18 protein-coding genes and 5 tRNA genes are annotated in these 18,528 nt (G+C 43.7%); 12 read left to right on the top strand and 11 right to left on the bottom strand.

Going from position 1 to position 18,528, the window contains the following annotated elements:
* Positions 1–151: 151 nt before the first annotated feature.
* Positions 152–736, top strand: coding sequence for a DNA endonuclease SmrA (gene smrA, locus MHO82_RS02605; protein WP_239182297.1), 585 nt, complete (start codon positions 152–154; stop codon positions 734–736).
* Positions 737–762: 26 nt separating this feature from the next.
* Here the strand turns inward: smrA and MHO82_RS02600 are convergent, their stop codons facing one another.
* The 5 genes from MHO82_RS02600 to ushA all read right to left on the bottom strand — a co-directional run bounded on the left by MHO82_RS02600 (position 763) and on the right by ushA (position 5,409).
* Complete coding sequence (locus MHO82_RS02600) at positions 763–1,332, bottom strand: hypothetical protein (RefSeq protein ID WP_239182296.1); 570 nt, start codon at positions 1,330–1,332, stop codon at positions 763–765.
* Positions 1,333–1,444: 112 nt separating this feature from the next.
* Positions 1,445–2,068, bottom strand: coding sequence for a LysE family translocator (locus MHO82_RS02595; protein ID WP_239182295.1), 624 nt, complete (start codon positions 2,066–2,068; stop codon positions 1,445–1,447).
* 81 nt (positions 2,069–2,149) lie between these two features.
* The gene (locus MHO82_RS02590) at positions 2,150–3,088 is read right to left on the bottom strand and encodes a LysR family transcriptional regulator (RefSeq protein ID WP_239182294.1); all 939 of its coding nucleotides are present in this window, start codon (positions 3,086–3,088) and stop codon (positions 2,150–2,152) included.
* Between the two features lie 28 nt (positions 3,089–3,116).
* Entirely contained in the window at positions 3,117–3,590 is a 474-nt protein-coding gene (ybaK, locus tag MHO82_RS02585) for a Cys-tRNA(Pro) deacylase (protein WP_239182293.1), read from the bottom strand.
* A gap of 154 nt (positions 3,591–3,744) precedes the next feature.
* On the bottom strand, positions 3,745–5,409 hold the full coding sequence (gene ushA, locus MHO82_RS02580) for a bifunctional UDP-sugar hydrolase/5'-nucleotidase UshA (RefSeq protein ID WP_239182292.1): 1,665 nt from the start codon (positions 5,407–5,409) through the stop codon (positions 3,745–3,747).
* Positions 5,410–5,797: 388 nt separating this feature from the next.
* Here ushA and MHO82_RS02575 point away from each other — a divergent pair, with 388 nt between their 5' ends.
* Positions 5,798–7,678 carry a methyl-accepting chemotaxis protein gene (locus MHO82_RS02575; protein ID WP_239182291.1) on the top strand — a complete coding sequence of 627 codons (1,881 nt, stop codon included), beginning with the start codon at positions 5,798–5,800 and terminating at the stop codon, positions 7,676–7,678.
* Between the two features lie 98 nt (positions 7,679–7,776).
* Here MHO82_RS02575 and kdsA read toward each other — a convergent pair whose 3' ends face one another.
* Genes kdsA through hemA form a run of 6 tightly spaced genes read right to left on the bottom strand, consistent with a single transcriptional unit; the run spans position 7,777 to position 13,063 of the window.
* Entirely contained in the window at positions 7,777–8,631 is an 855-nt protein-coding gene (gene kdsA / locus MHO82_RS02570; protein ID WP_239182290.1) for a 3-deoxy-8-phosphooctulonate synthase, read from the bottom strand.
* 17 nt (positions 8,632–8,648) lie between these two features.
* A complete protein-coding gene (locus MHO82_RS02565; protein WP_239182289.1) occupies positions 8,649–9,458 on the bottom strand; it encodes a SirB1 family protein in 810 nt (269 codons plus the stop codon).
* A gap of 2 nt (positions 9,459–9,460) precedes the next feature.
* Complete coding sequence (locus tag MHO82_RS02560) at positions 9,461–9,844, bottom strand: SirB2 family protein (protein WP_239182288.1); 384 nt, start codon at positions 9,842–9,844, stop codon at positions 9,461–9,463.
* Positions 9,845–9,854: 10 nt separating this feature from the next.
* The gene (gene prmC / locus MHO82_RS02555; RefSeq protein ID WP_239182287.1) at positions 9,855–10,700 is read right to left on the bottom strand and encodes a peptide chain release factor N(5)-glutamine methyltransferase; all 846 of its coding nucleotides are present in this window, start codon (positions 10,698–10,700) and stop codon (positions 9,855–9,857) included.
* Positions 10,700–11,788: a peptide chain release factor 1 gene (gene prfA, locus MHO82_RS02550; RefSeq protein WP_239182286.1), complete on the bottom strand. Its 1,089-nt coding sequence runs from the start codon at positions 11,786–11,788 to the stop codon at positions 10,700–10,702. Before prfA ends, prmC begins: the two co-directional genes overlap by 1 nt.
* Before the next feature lie 21 nt (positions 11,789–11,809).
* The gene (hemA, locus tag MHO82_RS02545; protein WP_239182285.1) at positions 11,810–13,063 is read right to left on the bottom strand and encodes a glutamyl-tRNA reductase; all 1,254 of its coding nucleotides are present in this window, start codon (positions 13,061–13,063) and stop codon (positions 11,810–11,812) included.
* 261 nt (positions 13,064–13,324) lie between these two features.
* Between hemA and lolB the strand changes: the two genes are divergently transcribed.
* The 10 genes from lolB (at position 13,325) to MHO82_RS02495 (ending at position 18,514) form a co-directional block, all read left to right on the top strand.
* On the top strand, positions 13,325–13,924 hold the full coding sequence (gene lolB / locus MHO82_RS02540; RefSeq protein ID WP_239182284.1) for a lipoprotein insertase outer membrane protein LolB: 600 nt from the start codon (positions 13,325–13,327) through the stop codon (positions 13,922–13,924).
* 14 nt (positions 13,925–13,938) lie between these two features.
* The gene (ispE, locus tag MHO82_RS02535; protein ID WP_239182689.1) at positions 13,939–14,820 is read left to right on the top strand and encodes a 4-(cytidine 5'-diphospho)-2-C-methyl-D-erythritol kinase; all 882 of its coding nucleotides are present in this window, start codon (positions 13,939–13,941) and stop codon (positions 14,818–14,820) included.
* A 37-nt stretch (positions 14,821–14,857) separates the two neighbouring features.
* Positions 14,858–15,805 carry a ribose-phosphate pyrophosphokinase gene (locus MHO82_RS02530; RefSeq protein WP_239182283.1) on the top strand — a complete coding sequence of 316 codons (948 nt, stop codon included), beginning with the start codon at positions 14,858–14,860 and terminating at the stop codon, positions 15,803–15,805.
* 161 nt (positions 15,806–15,966) lie between these two features.
* A complete protein-coding gene (pth, locus tag MHO82_RS02525; protein ID WP_239182282.1) occupies positions 15,967–16,557 on the top strand; it encodes an aminoacyl-tRNA hydrolase in 591 nt (196 codons plus the stop codon).
* A 22-nt stretch (positions 16,558–16,579) separates the two neighbouring features.
* On the top strand, positions 16,580–17,671 hold the full coding sequence (gene ychF / locus MHO82_RS02520; RefSeq protein WP_239182281.1) for a redox-regulated ATPase YchF: 1,092 nt from the start codon (positions 16,580–16,582) through the stop codon (positions 17,669–17,671).
* Positions 17,672–17,928: 257 nt separating this feature from the next.
* A tRNA-Met gene (locus tag MHO82_RS02515) sits at positions 17,929–18,005 on the top strand.
* Between the two features lie 48 nt (positions 18,006–18,053).
* Positions 18,054–18,138, top strand: a tRNA-Leu gene (locus MHO82_RS02510).
* 37 nt (positions 18,139–18,175) lie between these two features.
* Positions 18,176–18,250: transfer RNA gene (locus MHO82_RS02505), tRNA-Gln, on the top strand.
* Positions 18,251–18,285: 35 nt separating this feature from the next.
* Positions 18,286–18,362: transfer RNA gene (locus tag MHO82_RS02500), tRNA-Met, on the top strand.
* A gap of 67 nt (positions 18,363–18,429) precedes the next feature.
* Positions 18,430–18,514: transfer RNA gene (locus tag MHO82_RS02495), tRNA-Leu, on the top strand.
* Positions 18,515–18,528: the final 14 nt, after the last annotated feature.

Below are 18,528 nucleotides of genomic sequence, written 5' to 3'. Positions count from 1 at the left end.
ACCAGAGTCAATTCGTTCCTGACTCTGGTTTTTTTCATTTTCTCCCTTCATATTTTCGCTTCCTTTCTCAAAAATAGTTAAAAAACTTAATTTCCATCCGGAACATTTCTATAATACTGGCCATCATCCCGCTTATTTATTGTTGTTTCCTATGCCAAATAGTGATGATTTCAGCCTTTTTCAAAAAATGATGGAAGACGTTAAGCCATTAACGCAAGACACCACACTTCCAACTCCTACTAAACATAAAGCCACTGAAGCTCAATTAGCACGTAGAATTGCAGCGCAAAGCTTAAATCACAATGATCCAGATTACTTATCCATTGAGCATGCACCCATGGTCAAGCCTGATGATGTCATTGAATTCAAACGAGACGGTGTGCAAGAAGGCGTCTATAAAAAGCTCCGATTGGGCAAATATGACATTCAAGCTCGACTGGATTTGAACAGAAAGACGGTAAAAGAAGCCCGAGACGAGTTACTGAGCTTTTTAAGAAAATGCCAAGCCATGGATGTCCGTACCGTTGTTATCGCTCATGGACGCGCGGCACATTCCACGCGCCCAGCCTTACTAAAAAGTTTTGTCGCCCACTGGTTAGAGCACATTCAAGAAGTCATGTGTTTTCACTCAGCTCAACGCTTTCATGGTGGCACTGGCGCTTTGTACGTCATGCTTAAGAAAAGCCCAGCAAAGAAATTAGAAAACAGAGAGATACACCAAAAGCGCTCGTCTTAATGCCGTTTTTCAGCCCTCTCTCTTACTTAAAGAGAAAACACATAGCCTAGCCGAAAAAATGCAATAGCTGGGCTATCTTGGCCTGAAATACTATTTTCCATGATGTATGACACATCGGCGTGAAAGTTTTTAGTAAAATGAACGGTTAATGAAGGAAGAATAAACATTTGGGTATCACGACGATAAGAGACTTCATAATCATTGCCAGTGATACGAAAAGAACGGTAAGTACGATTGATTAACCCGGAATTTAAAGAAAAATCTAAGCCATAAATACTCGACCACCGCCAACGGTATTTGTAGCCAACACTCAATACGTGCATTGGGTGAGTAAAGCTGTCTTTCATGTAAAAATATCCCGTAGAAATACGGTGATGCCCCCCTTCAGACAACTGTTGATTATATTCAATACCCAAACCTTGGTGATTTTCGTTATAGCCCTCTCGCTCGTACACGTTATGCGGACCTGCCGCTTTAAAATGATGAGACCAACCACCAAACTTCACACTGATGTCTTTTTCAACTTTTTCTTCTGCAAAAGAAAAACCAGACAGTAACACAGTGAAAATTAAGACAAGAATCCGTTTGTCTACCATAAGCTTTCTCCTTAATGAAGCCAGCACTGTTCCTCTATTAACGGTAGACAAAATAAAAAAAAGCACCAAATATTAATCTTGGTGCTTATGAAAAAACCTTACTGCTATCCCACTACATCACGGATAATTGCCATACAACTCGAAGCGCTAACAAAATAAGCACAACACCCGATAATTTATCGATCCAAATGGCATTACTTTTTAGTCTTTCCAATACCTTCGGGTTAGACAGTATAAATGCAATCAAGGTATACCATAAACCATCAACCAACAAAGGAGTTGCCACAATAATCGCTTGGCTTGTCAGCCCTGTGCCAACAGCAACAAACTGGCTAAACAAAGCTACGAAGAATAACGCAAGTTTCGGGTTTAATAACGAAATCATTGCACCATCACGTGCCGCCTCACTAAAGGTACTGGATTTCCCTGCTGCCAATTTAGCCGCAATGCCCCCTTTAGAACGCAGTGCATTCACACCTAGCCACGCAAGGTAAGCTGCCCCCAATAAGGCAATGACTTTAAAGGCAACCGGAAACTGCTCTAACAATACCGCCAAGCCCAGAATCGTTAGTAACGCATAAAAACCCACACCTAATGCGTGTGCCCATGCCGTCGTTAAACCATGGCTTCTTCCACCACCTAATGTGTGCTTTACGACTACCGCTAAACTCGGCCCCGGTGACATTGCACCTAATAAACAAACGGTTAATAGCGATAACCAAATTCCCAATTCCATTGATGTTTCTCATGATTAATGACGTTATCGCCACAGTAACAACAGAAGGTGATGATTTGAAATTATCAATTATCATACAAGCTATGACTTATAGGAATAGCCAATAGAAAACGAAGAGCTTCTTATCACCCCCATCACTTGCTCTCGGAACCAACGGTGACTAGGATCTGTGTGGTATTTGGGATGCCAAATCAACCAATACTTATAAGTGGGCGCTTTCATTGGCAAGGGCTTATAAACCACATCAAAAAATGACGTCATGGTCACTGCTATGTGCTCAGGGATGATCAACAACATTTCACTAGAGGCGACAGTGGTGAGTGCCGATGTAAAAAATGGCACATTGAACTGCACATTACGCTTTAAGCCCAAAGAAGAAAGCTCTTTATCAAAAAAGCTGTCTTTATCACCGCCGCCACTGACGGAAGCAAAAGGGAACCCCAACAATTCAGGCAACGTCAGCGATGCGTTTTCCGCTAACGGGTGATGAGCACTCATGACACAACAAGGCTGATCGCTCCCCATCAACTGGCCATGTAATCCCGCAGGCACATCCGGTAACATGGTCGACACCAACTCGACGTCTAATTCGGCTAGGAGCTCTAATTTCTCTGGTGACCAAAGCTGGTAATTAATGGCTAAATTTGGTGCTTTATCAACCAACTCGCTAACAATCTCAGGCAATAAAAATTGAGCCACATAATCTGACGACGCCAGTGTGTATGTGCCCGTTAATTTGCTTGGCGAGAATTCCATGGGTTCAATAAAATGTTGAATTTGCCCCAGTAACACATCCAATTCCGCTAACAGCGTTTTTGCCCTTGGCGTCATCAATAAGGTATTACCTTCACGCACCAAAAGGGGATCATCAAAACACTCCCGCAATTGAGCAAGCTGCTTACTCACCGCCGACTGTGTAATATTCAATTCGTTTGCCGCCTGACTTACGTGGCAGCAACGGAGTAACACTTGCAAAGTCACCAGTAAATTTAAATTCAAGCTCGATAAAGAGTGATTCATTCGATGGCCTATTCACCCTAGACTCAGATTATTTAGCAATAACAGCAAACTGGCCGCGAGTCAGACCTGCTAAATCTTGAGGTGATAGCTCGATCTCTAACCCTCTTCGGCCTGCACTCACAAAAATAGATTCAAACTGCTGTGCGGAATCATCAATAAAAGTCGGCAGCGCTTTCTTCTGACCAAGAGGACTGATGCCACCCACAACATACCCTGTCGTTTTTTCAGCAATACTCGGATCCGCCATTTCAGACTTTTTGGCTTTTGCTGCTTTTGCGATGGCTTTTAAGTCCAGCATATTGGCCACAGGCACAACGGCTACGCCCAACTTTTTCGGATCACCATTCATGGAAAATAAAAGTGTTTTAAATACTTGCTGAGGATTTTGACCTAATACAGCAACCGCTTCTGTACCGTAACTTTCAACACTAGGATCATGATGATACTGATGGACGCTATGTTTTATTTTCTTCTTCTTGGCTAAATTGATGGCAGGTGTCATTGGATCTTCTTCTTCGTTTTATTTCGAAATAACAAGTTACTACAAGCTAAGGCAAAGACCAACTCACACGCCCCCTTCGTCAAATAAAAAAGCCAATAAAAAACGGCGCTGATTAAGCGCCGTTGTCATACTGAATCACTTGCTACTATTCAGATTATTTGTAAACCATCTCACCTTTTGGTGCGTATGCGTTTACATCAATTGGGCTGTTCACTTCTAGGTACTCTTTAAGAACCTCAGCGTCAACAAAACCTGTGTTCACGTAACCAGGGTGACCTGTTAATTTAGGGTAACCGTCGCCACCAGCAGCGTTGAAGCTTGGTACAGTGAAGCGGTAAGTCTTGTTGGTATCCAGCGCTTTACCACCAACTTTAACATTGCTTACTTTACCGTTAGCAACAGTCATTGAAATACCAGCAAACTGTGCATAGGCACCTGAATCAATCGGCTTAGTTGCAACCACGTTTAGGTAATCCATCACTTCAGCACCAGTCATGTCTGTGTAAGTAAGGATATTGCCAAATGGTTGTACTTTCAGAACGTCTTTGTAAGTAATGTCGCCAGCGGCAATTGAATCACGTACACCACCAGAGTTCATTACAGCGAAGTCAGCTTTAGCACGCTCCATATGAGAAGTTGCAATTAAACGGCCTAAGTTAGTCTGCTTGAAACGAACAACGTTACGATCGCCTTCCAGTTTGCCGTTGCTTTCAGAGATCTTAAAGTTAAGCTGCGCTTGGCCTTTTTCTTGGTAAGGCGTTAAGAAATCAAGAACCGCTTGGTCTTGTGCAATCTCATCTTGGATGAATACACGTTTTTTCTCACCGTTAACTTTAATCTTTTTCTTCAGGTTAACTGGGATTAAATCGTAGCTTACTAGCTCTAGCTCACCGTTACGGAATTCGTAGTCAGCTTTACCAACATACTTACCCCATTCGTGCGCTTGAACTAACCAAGTGCCGTTTTGGAAATCTGGCTTACACTCATCACCTGGCTTGAAGTTTTTCTTAACTAGGTTCGGGCCTTCCATACACACAGGCTCTTGAGAGTGACCACCAATGATCATGTCTAGGTCGCCTTCATCTAAGTAACGAGCAAGAGCCACATCACCAGGAGCATTCACGCCACGGTTACCATTTTCATAATGTCCCATGTGAGTCGCAGCAAAGATTAAGTCAGGCTTTTCCGTTTCACGTAACTCAGCAATCACTTTTTTCGCTTCCGCTTTAGGGTCACGGAAATCGATGCCACCGATGTATTCTGGGTTACCGATTTTTGCTGTATCTTCAGTTGTTAGACCGATAACCGCAATTTTAATGCCTTGCTTATTGAAGATCTGGTAAGGCTGGAACATACGCTCACCAGTTTTCTTATCGTAGATATTTGCAGAAAGCATTGGGAAGTTTGCCCAATCTTGCTGTTTAGCTAGAACTTCAAGCGGATTATCGAATTCATGGTTACCTAGAGCCATTGCATCGTAACCTAGCAGATTCATGCCTTTAAAATCTGGTTCTGCATCTTGTAGATCAGACTCAGGAACGCCAGTGTTGATATCACCACCAGACAGAAGCAACACACTACCACCTTCTGCACGGACTTCTGTACGAAGCTCATCAAGCAACGTTTTGCGCGCAGCCATGCCGTACTCACCGTATTTGTTCTGCCAGAAGCGACCATGGTGGTCATTAGTGTGAAGTACCGTTAATTTGTAGGTCGTATCTTGCTCCCACGTAGGCTCAGCAGGTTGAGATGCACAACCAGCAAGAGTCGCAATTAACGCAGCACTAACAGCGGCTTTAACGGATAAGCGTTCCTTCATTTTTATCACCTTGTCTTAAAATATTTCGAGGGAGGTCAAGCTACGGCGAGGCCGTTGAACTAGCACTAATCATTGAGCTAATCCCCTGCGTAGCGTTGAAAACATGAGGAAGTTTAAAAGAAATATATGACACAATCATATGACTTTCATGAATCTGCTGGTTAGATCACCTTTACAACAGGCTTGGTGTGCAAGTTTTCCTCGCATTGAACACGATTAAACCAGATAGATCACAAGCAAACGTTTACTCTCGTCATTTAGGCTTACATTTTGAAACACTAATTCCGTTTTTCACTTTTTATAGACTATTCAGGCTATTTATACGTGCAATTAAACAGCACTATTCATAGAATACTCACCCCTCTGACTCTATCACCAAAAAGCTGCTATGAAATTGACCTTAAAACAAAAACTGATCGGCGCCAGTTTGCTCGCCGTCATCATTACTGCTTCCATTCTCACTTGGCTATCATCAAGCCAGTTATTTCAACAAACTCGAAATGGAGTGTATGCCAGAGCAGAAAGTATGGCATCATCAGCAACAGTCGGCATATCAGGCTGGATAGGCATACGATCTCAAATTGCTCACGCAACTGGTGATTACAGCAAAGAAGAAGACATCGTTTCTTACTTGCAGCTAGCCCGCAAGTCGGGTGGTTTTGATGATGTTTTCTTAGGTACTCCACAGGGTGAAATGTACCGATCTCATCCTGAACGTAACCGTGCCGATTACGATCCTCGTCAGCGCCCTTGGTATAAAGAAGCACTCAGTGCTGGTAAACAAATCATTACTTCTGCCTACCAAGATGCCATTACTAATTCTCTATTGGTAACCATTGCGGAACCAGTTTATAAAAATGGCCAGCTTGTAGGTGTCATTGGTGCGGATGTACTTATCGATCAACTCATCAGTGATGTGATCAGCTTAGATGCAGGTAAAGACGCCATTACTACCCTGATTGATGGTGATGGAACTTTCCTCGCACACCCTGACTCTTCTCTGCTCTTAGAGCCAGTTAGCCGCTACTCAAATGACCTAACACCACAACGTATCAAACAAGCTATTCAGCAAAAACGCATCGAAGTATTTACGATTAATGGGGTGGAAAAGTTAGTATATTTTGCCAATGTGCCAAACACTAACTGGATCTTCGCCGTTGAGATGACCAAGCGTACTGAGGAAGCGGCACACCGTGCTCTACTAAAAGAAGAACTCCTCATTAGTGCTGGTTTAACTGCCTTGATAGCCGTTGCTCTGACCCTTCTGGTTAACTTCTTATTTAAAGATCTACTGCGCGTATCAAAAGCATTAGAAGAGATCGCCACAGGTGAAGGTGATTTAACCCAGCGCCTTGAACCACACAGTGACGATGAAGTGGGCCAATTGGCTATCAATTTCAACCAGTTTGTTGGCAACATGCATGCAATGGTGTGCCGCTTACGTGACATTTCACAAACTTTGGCGACTCAGGCAACAGCCACAGCGCAGGGTGCAGAAGAGCGTAACCAACGCATCCAACATCAAATGGATGAAATCAACATGGTAGCGACTGCAATTAATGAGATGGCAGCAGCAACTCAAGAGATCGCAGGTAATGCAGATAATACCGCAGGCACTGCCGAGCAAACCGTTACCGTATCTAATCACGGTGCTCAGCAAGTACACCAAAGCCAAGCGTCTATCGGTAATCTAGCCACTGAAGTTGAAACCGCTACAACGGTGATTACAGAGTTACATACCAATGCGCAAAGCATTAATACTATTCTTTCTACTATTCAAAACATTGCTGAGCAAACTAACCTATTAGCACTTAATGCAGCCATTGAAGCAGCCCGTGCAGGTGAGCAAGGCCGTGGTTTTGCCGTAGTTGCCGATGAAGTGCGCGTTCTTAGCCAACGTACTCATGCCTCTACTCAAGAGATTCAACAAATGATTGAAGGCTTACAAGGTACAACCCAAAAAGCCGTTGGTATTATGGAAGACAGCCGCCACCTTGCTGATACCAGCGTCAGTGATGCTCAATCCGCTTCTGCCAGCCTTGAGCAGATCACAGCGTCAGTTAATCAAATTAATGATATGGCCACTCAGATTGCTGCCGCAGCAGAAGAGCAATCTTCTGTAACCGCAGAAATCACACGTAATACTGAAGCGGTGCGTGATGTTTCGAATGAATTAACCGACGAGACTCAGCAAGCTGCGGTACAGGCGGGTCAGCTGTCTGAACTCTCTGAAGAGTTAAAACAAGAAATTAATCGCTTTAAACTTTAAGCTACCATGAAATAGCACGTACTAAAAAGGGCTGCCGATGATGGCAGCCCTTTTTCATTTCATGCAAGGAGCAATCAACGCCCTATGACTATTCGCGCCTATTTGATTTCGATATGCTCAAAACCTTTGATCACATCATCCAATGCTTTCATTTGCGTTAAGAATGGCTCTAGCTTGTCCAACGGTAATGCTGATGGGCCATCACACAGTGCTTTGTCTGGGTTTGGATGCGCTTCAATAAACAAGCCTGCGATGCCTGTTGCAAGACCAGCTTTAGCAAGCTCTACTGTTTGCTCACGGCGACCACCAGAAGCAGCACCACTTGGATCGCGATTTTGCAGAGCATGGGTCACATCAAAAATGATTGGGCTGCCGTTTGATGCTTTTTTCATGACGCCAAAACCTAGCATATCAACCACTAAATTGTCGTAACCCATACAGGTACCACGTTCACAAAGAATGATATTTTCATTACCACACTCTGCAAACTTATCAACGATGTTCCCCACTTGGCCTGGGCTCATGAACTGTGGTTTTTTCACATTAATCACAGAACCTGTTTTTGCCATGGCTTCTACTAAGTCGGTTTGGCGAGCTAGGAAAGCAGGAAGTTGAATCACATCAACCACATCAGAAACTGGCTTAGCTTGCTCAATTTCGTGGATATCCGTAATAATTTTCACGCCAAATGTGTCTTTTAGCTCTTGGAAGATCTTTAAACCTTCTTCCATACCAGGGCCACGGTAAGAGTGCACAGATGAACGATTTGCTTTATCAAAAGAAGCTTTAAATACGTAAGGAATACCAAGCTTGTTGGTCACTTCTACGTAATGCTCACAGATTTGCATCGCAAGATCACGAGACTCTAATACGTTCATACCAGCGAATAAGACAAATGGCTTATCGTTGGCTACATCGATATCACCAACTTTAACTGTTTTTTGTTCTATCATTTTTATCACTCTTCTATTTAGTGAAGCGTTGTTGGTCGCTCATTTAAAGCTTTGACTTGTGCTTTTAATAATTCCGCGGCAGGGTCTTCCGGGCAGTTTTCAATAAAAAACTCATAGTCGCTTGCCGCAATCTGATGGCACTCTAACTGCTGATAAATAAAACCGCGATCGCGAATTTCGTAAGGATCGTCCGGCGAGAACGTCAATGCCAAATCCGTACAGCGCAATGCTAAAGAATAGTGCTCTTCTCGCAGCAAAGCACTTTTGATCACCGCGAGCCAGCGACCAATAATGGTCGGATTATCCGATACCGCTAAATGCTCAGGTTTAAGCGTCGCCAATGGTCCATCTTGCCCAATCAGCCACGCTTGTAAGGTGCTTTTTCCGACAAATTCGCCATTAAACGGATTTAAATACAGTGCCTCTTCTCCTGGCCAGTCCACTCGTAAAATAAACTGAGTTGGAAAACTCACACCCGATACAGGTAAATCAAGTTTATGAGCCAGAAATAATAAAATAGCCCCTAGACTCACAGGGCTTCCAGTACGACGTTCAATTACTTTATCAACGAAGACATTAGACGATGAGAAGTACTGCTCTTCATCCCCTTTAAATTCCCACTCGTTATAAAATAAACGCAATAACGCATCAAATCGTTGTTTTGGCTCACGTTCACTGATCAGCGCTAATTCAGCTTCTTCTACTAATTTATCTAGCTTAAGTTCAGCCCACTTAACGGATGTTGAAGGGTTAATGGCCGCATTTAATGCCAATGCACCTTCAACTAACTCCATATTATCTAAATCTTCATCAAAGAAATGAAACATGGTTACCCCAAGAATGTTGGAACTTTAGTAACGGCCAATTTCGCTGCAACCATTAGCCAACCTAACGCACCTAAAAAAGCGAACGTTTTAAATACTTTGTTTTTGCCATAATGCAAGGTAACAAACCCTAGAGCAATGTAGACCATAACACAGGTAAGCTTTTCAGTTAGCCATAACCCCGCAGGTGTAAATGGCGTAAAACCCGTAATCAGCACCAAGCCTATACCCGTGGCCAGTAAAACGGTATCTACCATGTGTGGCATTTTTTTCAGCAACGGTTTTTCTAACATTGGTGATGCACGCATGACCAATATATAACGGAAAACAAATAACGATATGCTTAAGACAATCGATAATAAATGAATGTGCTTCACTGCAGCGTACATAGTTCCTCTCTTAAGTCCAACAGCCTAACGTCACCCGATCATTACCGGCGTAGTCTTGGGCTGTACTTACTTGGTCATAGCCAAGTTTTATTAAAATATCTCTGACAGCTGGGCCTTGCTCAAAGCCATGCTCCATTAACAGCCAGCCACCAGCTTGTAGAAATTCTCTTGCGTGTTCACTGATGTAATCCAGATCCGCTAGCCCCTTGTTAGGCGCAACCAGTGCCGAGGCGGGTTCAAAACGCACATCACCTTGGGATAAGTGAGGATCCGTTTCATCAATATAAGGGGGATTACTGACGATCACGGCAAACTTATGATCATCGGCAATAGGTTCAAACCAGCTACCCGCTTGAAAGTGGGCATTTGCAATTTGTAAACGCGCAGCATTTTCCGTCGCCAGCGCTTTTGCCTCTTCTCGGATATCAACGCCCATGACATTTAAAGTTGGGCATTCAGAAGCAATCGCCAAAGCAATAGCACCTGTTCCCGTTCCTAAGTCCAAAACATCGCCTGATACTACCGACAATTTATCAAGCGCAAGCTCAACCAGTCGTTCAGTATCAGGACGAGGGATTAACGTGGATGGGGAAACTTTTAACGAAAGAGACCAAAACTCTCGCTCACCTAAAATGTAAGCAACAGGTTCTCCTTGTAAACGACGAGCTAATACCTTTTCAAAAAGATCTATTTGTTCAGGCTCTGGTATTTTTTCAGGCCAAGTTAACAAGTAGCTACGTGGTTTATCTAAGGCATGACACAACAAAACAGCAGCATCAAGTTGGGGAGATTCACTCCCCGACTCGCTAAGACGTTCCATTGCATTCTGTAATAAATCTTGAATGCAATGGTTCATTAGTTTTGCTCAGAAAGCGCCGCTAGCTGATCCGCTTGGTGTTCCTGAATCACAGGCTCAACTAAGCAGTCCAGATCCCCTTCCATCACTTCATTTAAGCGATACACGGTTAGGTTGATGCGGTGGTCTGAAACGCGCCCCTGAGGGTAGTTGTAAGTACGAATACGGTCTGAACGGTCACCAGAGCCCAGTAGGTTACGACGAGTATCAGACTCAGCCGCGGCACGTCGCTCTTCTTCCGCTTTAATAATACGAGCCGCAAGAACCGCCATCGCTTTGGCTTTGTTCTTATGCTGTGAACGCTCATCCTGACACTCTACCACCGTGCCTGTTGGGATGTGCGTAATACGAATAGCAGAATCAGTGGTGTTTACGTGCTGACCACCTGCGCCCGAGGCACGGAACGTATCAATTTTTAGATCGCTGGCTTTAATTTCTGGGATTTCCGCTTCTGGAATTTCTGCCATTACCGCTAATGTACACGCCGATGTATGAACACGACCTTGTGATTCAGTCGCTGGTACACGTTGAACACGGTGACCACCAGATTCAAACTTCAGTACACCATAAGCACCTTCACCAGTTACTTTTGCGATCATTTCTTTATAACCGCCTTGCTCTGAGTTATTTGCACTCATCACTTCAATACGCCAACCGCGCTTTTCTGCGTATTTGCTGTACATACGGAACAAATCACCCGCAAAAATACCAGCCTCATCACCACCAGCACCAGCACGAATCTCTAGGAAACAGTTACGTTCATCATTCGGATCTTTAGGTAGCAACAGAACTTGAAGCTCTTCATTTAGGTTTTCAATGGCTTCTTTTGCTTCTTTTACTTCTTCTTGCGCCATTTCACGCATTTCTGGATCGTCTTCATTGGCCATTTCCTGAGCCGCTTCCAGATCTTCTTGTGCTTGCTGATACGCTTGGAAGCAATTTGTCACTTCTTCCAGCTGGGAGTACTCACGTGAAAGAGCACGGAATTTGTCTTGATCGCCAATAATTTCAGGATCGCCAAGTAAATGCTGAACTTCTTCGTAACGCTCAACAAGCGCTTCTAACTTAATTCGAATCGATGGTTTCATAGGTGTTTTTAAGACTTGTATTTAATTATCTAATCCAATGCTAGCACGGATCACTGATAGTTTTTCAGGTTCCCCATTTTTCGCCGCTTGTTGCATGGCATGAGTTGGGGCATGTATTAATTTGTTGGTTAGCTTGTTGCTCAGCTCAAGCAGTACTTTCTCTGGCGCAACACCAGCAGATAAAGCCTGAAGGCTACGATTGAGCAACTCAGTTCGTACATTATTTGACTGTTCGCGATACTGACGAATGCTATCAACCGCTTGCAAAGAACGAAGCCAGCTCATAAACGCAGCACTTTCTTCACTGACAATGGCTTCCGCTTGGATAGCCTCAACTTTTCGTTGTTCTATATTACGATCAATAATGTTTTGCAGATCATCAACGCTATAAAGATAGGCATCACTTAATTCACCGACCTCATTTTCAATATCACGAGGAACGGCAATATCAATCAATAACATGGGTTGATGTTTACGGGCCTTTAACGCGCTTTCTACCATGCCTTTGCCTATTATTGGTAACGGACTTGCGGTGGAGCTGATCACTATATCTGCTCGTGGTAAATGTTCAGGAATTTCTTCCAAGCTGATCACTTCTGCACCAAACTGTTCTGCTAAGCCTTGAGCTCGTTCTCTAGTTCGGTTAGCCACAATCAGATTTGAGCTACCATTGTCTACTAAGTGTTTCGCAACCAGTTCAATGGTTTCTCCTGCGCCTACCAATAAAACAGTCGCATCCGCCATAGACTCAAAGATCTGTTTTGCTAATGTACAAGCGGCATACGCGACCGAAACGGCATTACCACCAATGTCCGTTTCAGTACGGACTCGCTTAGCAACCGAAAAGGCTTTTTGAAATAACTTCTCAACCGTACCATCAACCGCATCGTGCTCACGTGCTGACGCATAAGATTGTTTTACTTGCCCTAAGATTTGTGGCTCACCGAGAACCAAAGAGTCTAACCCACAAGAGACACGCATCAGATGTTTCACCGCCGCTTGCTCTTCATAAGTGTACAGACTAGGCATTAGCTCTTCCGCCGAAACATGGTGAAATGCTGTTAACCAATCAACCACGGTTCCTGTTCCAGCCCCAACTACATCACAATAGATCTCAGTGCGGTTGCAGGTTGAGATGATCACACCACTTTGAATATTGGCATCTCGATTGAGTTCCTCTAACGCACTGGTGAGTTTCTCAGGAGAGAAAGCCACTTTTTCACGAAGATCAACTGAAGCTGTATTGTGATTTATTCCGATTGCAAGCAAGGACATTGAAAGGCGTTACCAGGATCATACATAAACAATTAAGACCCGAAGTTTACTTTATGCTCCCAAGTAATGAAAGCCGATAGCCGTTATGTTTTGATCCACTCCTCGTTGACAAGCCTATAAAATAGCGAAAAACCGGCAATTATTGAGAAAGATTTACGTTCAATGGAAAAACTTGCACTCTAGCGCCGCTTTTGTGACGATCAAGCCATCAAATTGAACGTAAATAGGCATCACATGCAGATAAAGGTAAAACTTAGCAAAATGAACATCACAATCAGAAGCTTCTGTGTCTTCTTTTTCCTTTCTCTTGTGGGGTGCAGCACAACGCCCACCACACCACTTAGTGTCGATTGGCAACAGCATCAACAAGCTTTAGAAAAACTTCAAAACTATCAAGTCAGAGGAAAGCTTGGTTATAAAGACGACAAGCAACGCCAAAGCCTAAACTTCTTATGGAAGCAAAACACACAAAACAGCCAACTGATTCTCACCACCTTTCTCGGGCAGACCGTTTTAAAAATGGACATTGATGAGCATGGTGCAAAAGTGGTGACTCGTGATGATAAAACTTACCATCATGCTAGTGCTGAGCAATTGGTTTACCAACTCACCGGGCTAAACATTCCCTTTCGTAACCTCAGTGACTGGTTAAAAGGCTTACCAACCAATGCTGACGATTTCACTTTAAACCCAGAACAAACCGTCGCGCAATTGTTTAAGTCCATCAATTCTCAACAATGGCAATTAAACTACCAAGCTTACGAACAAACCCAACAACTACCGCTTCCCAATAAGATGCAGCTTCATCAAGGCGCCACTTCTCTTAAGATTGTGATTTCCAACTGGACAACGAATCCATGAGCAACGTAAATACCATGCAAAAAAATACTCCCATAGCCGATACCACCACCTGGCCAGCACCGGCAAAGCTCAACTTATTTCTTTACATTACAGGAAGAAAAGACAACGGCTATCATGAGCTTCAAACCTTATTTCAGTTTATTGACCGCAGTGATCAACTCACCATCACAGCCAATGAATCGGGAAACGTCACTTTATCTCCTGCCATTGAAGGGGTAAAAACCGAAGATAATTTAATTTGGAAAGCTGCTCAAATTTTAAAAGAGCACTGCAATTGCCCTTTTGGCGCCCAGATACATATAGAGAAAGTCCTGCCAATGGGAGGAGGTCTTGGTGGAGGTTCGTCTGATGCTGCAACCACACTGGTCGCATTAAACCATTTATGGCAGCTTAACCTAAACCTAGATACACTCGCCGACTTAGGGCTGCAACTGGGGGCTGATGTTCCCGTTTTTGTTCGTGGTTTCGCCGCTTTTGCCGAAGGTGTTGGTGAAAAATTACAGCCTGCTCAACCACAAGAGAAATGGTATTTGGTTATAAAACCATCAGTCAGTATTGCAACTGTAGACGTATTCACTCATCCAGAGTTGACCAGAAATACCCCAAAAAGAGATTTGGAAGCACTGTTACGCCAGCCTTACGGAAACGATTGCGAAAAAATCGTAAGAAGTGTGTACCCAGAGGTTGATAAGCAACTTTCATGGCTGTTAGAATACGCGCCGTCGAGGTTAACTGGCACTGGCGCTTGTATTTTTGCTGAATTTAACAGTGAAAATGAAGCCAATGCAATTTTAAACCGTCTGCCTGACAATATTGCTGGATTTGTAGCAAAAGGTTTAAACACCTCACCTCTTACTGAAACATTAGAGAGCTACAAAATCAAGACAAACAACTAAACTTACATCACTTGGACGCAACCCTGAGGTTTCCACCGTGCCTGATATGAAGCTATTTGCTGGTAACGCCACACCTGAACTAGCCCAACGCATTGCTGATCGACTATATATTTCACTTGGTGATGCAACTGTTTCCCGTTTTTCTGACGGAGAAGTTGCAGTACAGATCAACGAAAATGTTCGTGGTAGTGATGTTTTCATCATCCAGTCTACTTGTGCTCCAACGAATGACAACCTAATGGAATTGGTTGTTATGATCGATGCACTTCGTCGTGCTTCTGCTGGTCGTATTACCGCTGTAATTCCTTACTTTGGTTATGCACGTCAAGATCGTCGTGTACGTTCTGCTCGTGTGCCAATTACTGCAAAAGTAATTGCTGATTTCCTTTCAAATGTTGGTGTTGACCGTGTACTTACTGTTGACCTACATGCTGAGCAAATCCAAGGCTTCTTCGACGTACCTGTAGATAACATCTTCGGTACCCCTGTTCTTCTTGAAGACATGGCAGCAAGAAACCTTGAAGATCCAGTGGTTGTGTCTCCAGATATCGGTGGCGTTGTACGTGCACGTGCTACAGCTAAACTGTTAGATGACACTGACATTGCAATCATTGATAAGCGTCGCCCTCGTGCTAACGTTTCTCAAGTAATGCACCTTATCGGTGACGTTGAAGGCCGCGATTGCATCATCGTTGATGACATGATCGACACAGGCGGCACACTGTGTAAAGCCGCTGAAGCCCTTAAAGAACGTGGCGCGAAACGTGTATTTGCTTACGCGACTCACGCTGTATTCTCTGGTAACGCAGCCCAAAACATCAGCGAGTCAGTATTAGATGAAGTGATCGTAACCGATTCCATCCCACTGTCTGAAGAGATGATTGCAACAGGTAAAGTTACTCAGCTAACACTATCTGGCATGCTAGGCGAAGCCATTCGTCGTATTAGCAACGAAGAGTCTATCTCAGCAATGTTCGAAAGCTAATTACTCCCTTAATTTAGCTAAAACGCCCTGCATATGCGGGGCGTTTTTGTAGGTAACGGATGACATTATTTGAGCGCTGTAGCCAGTTAATGGTAACATAGCGCGCTTTTTCGGTTTCCAAACCCTGTTTGGGCTCCCAGTCAACTACAGAGATCACTACCTTGAGTAATCAAATTCGACTTCTTGTTGGGCTAGCAAACCCAGGGCAAGAATATGCTAAAACTCGTCACAACGCCGGAGCATGGGTTGTAGAAGAGTTAGCTCGCGTACATAACGTTTCTCTCAAAGAAGAAAGTAAATTTTTTGGATTAACCGGAAGAATTCAAGCTAACGGTCATGATCTACGTTTACTGATCCCAACTACTTATATGAACTTATCTGGTAAAGCGCTTGCTGCACTGGCGAAGTTTTACCAGATAAAACCAGAAGAGATCCTGGTTGCTCATGATGAGCTTGATCTACCTCCGGGCATTGCTAAGTTTAAAAAAGGCGGTGGCCATGGTGGACATAACGGATTAAAAGACATCATCAGTAAAATGGCCAACAACAAAGACTTTTACCGCCTACGTATAGGTATTGGTCACCCTGGCCACAAAGACAAAGTAGCCGGTTTTGTACTCAATAAAGCCCCACAGAAAGAACAAGAAAACATTGATGCCACTGTAGATGAGTCGGTCCGTTGTCTTGATATCTTACTAAAAGACGGCTTAAACAAAGCGCAAAATCGCTTACATTCATTCAAAGCAGAATAAACGACTTAAAAGGTTTTCCACCATGGGTTTTAAATGCGGTATCGTTGGCTTACCAAACGTAGGTAAATCAACACTTTTCAATGCACTAACTAAAGCGGGTATCGAAGCAGCAAACTTCCCGTTCTGTACTATCGAACCAAACACAGGGATCGTACCTGTGCCAGATCTTCGTCTAGATGCACTGGCAGAAATCGTTAACCCACAAAAAATCCTACCAACTACGATGGAATTCGTAGACATCGCAGGCCTAGTTGCTGGCGCATCTAAAGGTGAAGGTTTAGGTAACAAGTTCCTAGCCAACATCCGTGAAACAGATGCCATTGGCCACGTTGTTCGCTGTTTTGAAAATGAAAACATCGTTCACGTATCAGGTAAAGTATCACCAATCGAAGATATTGAAGTGATCAACCTAGAACTTGCTCTAGCAGACCTGGATTCGTGTGAACGTGCGCTGCAACGTAATGCGAAAAAAGCAAAAGGCGGCGATAAAGACGCTAAATTTGAAATTACGGTCCTAGAAAAACTACTTCCTGTATTAACAGAAGGTGGCATGGCACGTACGGTTGAGTTAACGAAAGAAGAATCAGCAGCTATCGGCTACTTAAACTTCCTAACTCTTAAACCAACCATGTACATTGCTAATGTAAATGAAGACGGTTTTGAAGATAACCCGTACCTAGATCAAGTGCGTGAGTACGCAGCTGCAGAAAATAACGTGGTTGTTGCTGTATGTGCTGCAATTGAATCCGAGCTGTCTGAGCTTGACGATGAAGATCGTGAAGAGTTCCTAGCAGACATGGGGATTGAAGAACCAGGTCTAAATCGTGTGATCCGCTCTGGTTACGAGCTGCTAACACTGCAAACCTACTTTACAGCGGGTGTTAAAGAAGTACGTGCTTGGACAATCCCTGTTGGAGCTACTGCACCACAAGCGGCTGGTAAGATCCATACCGACTTCGAAAAAGGCTTCATTCGTGCAGAAGTTGTTGGTTACGATGCCTTCATTGAGCACCGCGGCGAAAGCGGAGCAAAAGAAGCAGGTAAGTGGCGTCTAGAAGGTAAAGATTACATCGTTAAAGATGGCGATGTAGTTCACTTCCGCTTTAACGTATAAAAAACCAACAAAAAGTTATTGCATCTAAAAGCCAGCCTTTGTCGCTGGCTTTTCTTTATCAGAGAAATCGTGCTTTTTTCCGGTTTCTTCCCAGTTTGTGATCACAAATCAGGCACTTTGTTTAAATTACACCCGAACGAGTCAAGATTAGTGATTTATTCAAAAAAAGGGTTGACGCATCTCACGGAGATAAGCATAATGCGCTCCGTTCTCAACGCAGAGGAAGAAATTCCAAAGCGAAGAAAACAGTTAAAAATGGCTACGTAGCTCAGCTGGTTAGAGCACATCACTCATAATGATGGGGTCACAGGTTCAAATCCCGTCGTAGCCACCATTCTTTCTAAGTGTCCTATTTAGTTAGGGAATTTAGAAAGAATAAAATGCGGAAGTGGCGGAATTGGTAGACGCACCAGATTTAGGTTCTGGCGCCGCAAGGTGTGAGAGTTCAAGTCTCTCCTTCCGCACCATATTTAGATTACTCAGTATTAACTGATTAATCGCTGTAGGGTTATCGCCAAGTGGTAAGGCAACGGGTTTTGATCTCGTCATTCCCTGGTTCGAATCCAGGTAACCCTGCCAAAATTTAAACACATTGATGAAGATCATTGTTGTTTGGCTACGTAGCTCAGCTGGTTAGAGCACATCACTCATAATGATGGGGTCACAGGTTCAAATCCCGTCGTAGCCACCATACAACGTTACATTGAATAACCAATTTTCAGTGTAACTAAAAAGAATTTCTGTTATAAAAACAGAGCGCGGAAGTGGCGGAATTGGTAGACGCACCAGATTTAGGTTCTGGCGCCGCAAGGTGTGAGAGTTCAAGTCTCTCCTTCCGCACCATATTCAGATTACTC

The organism is Vibrio sp. Of7-15, from assembly GCF_022347565.1.
Lineage (GTDB): Bacteria > Pseudomonadota > Gammaproteobacteria > Enterobacterales > Vibrionaceae > NORP241.
The sequence above is the reverse complement of the archived record's forward strand: the minus strand, read 5'-3'. Positions and strand labels throughout refer to the sequence as shown.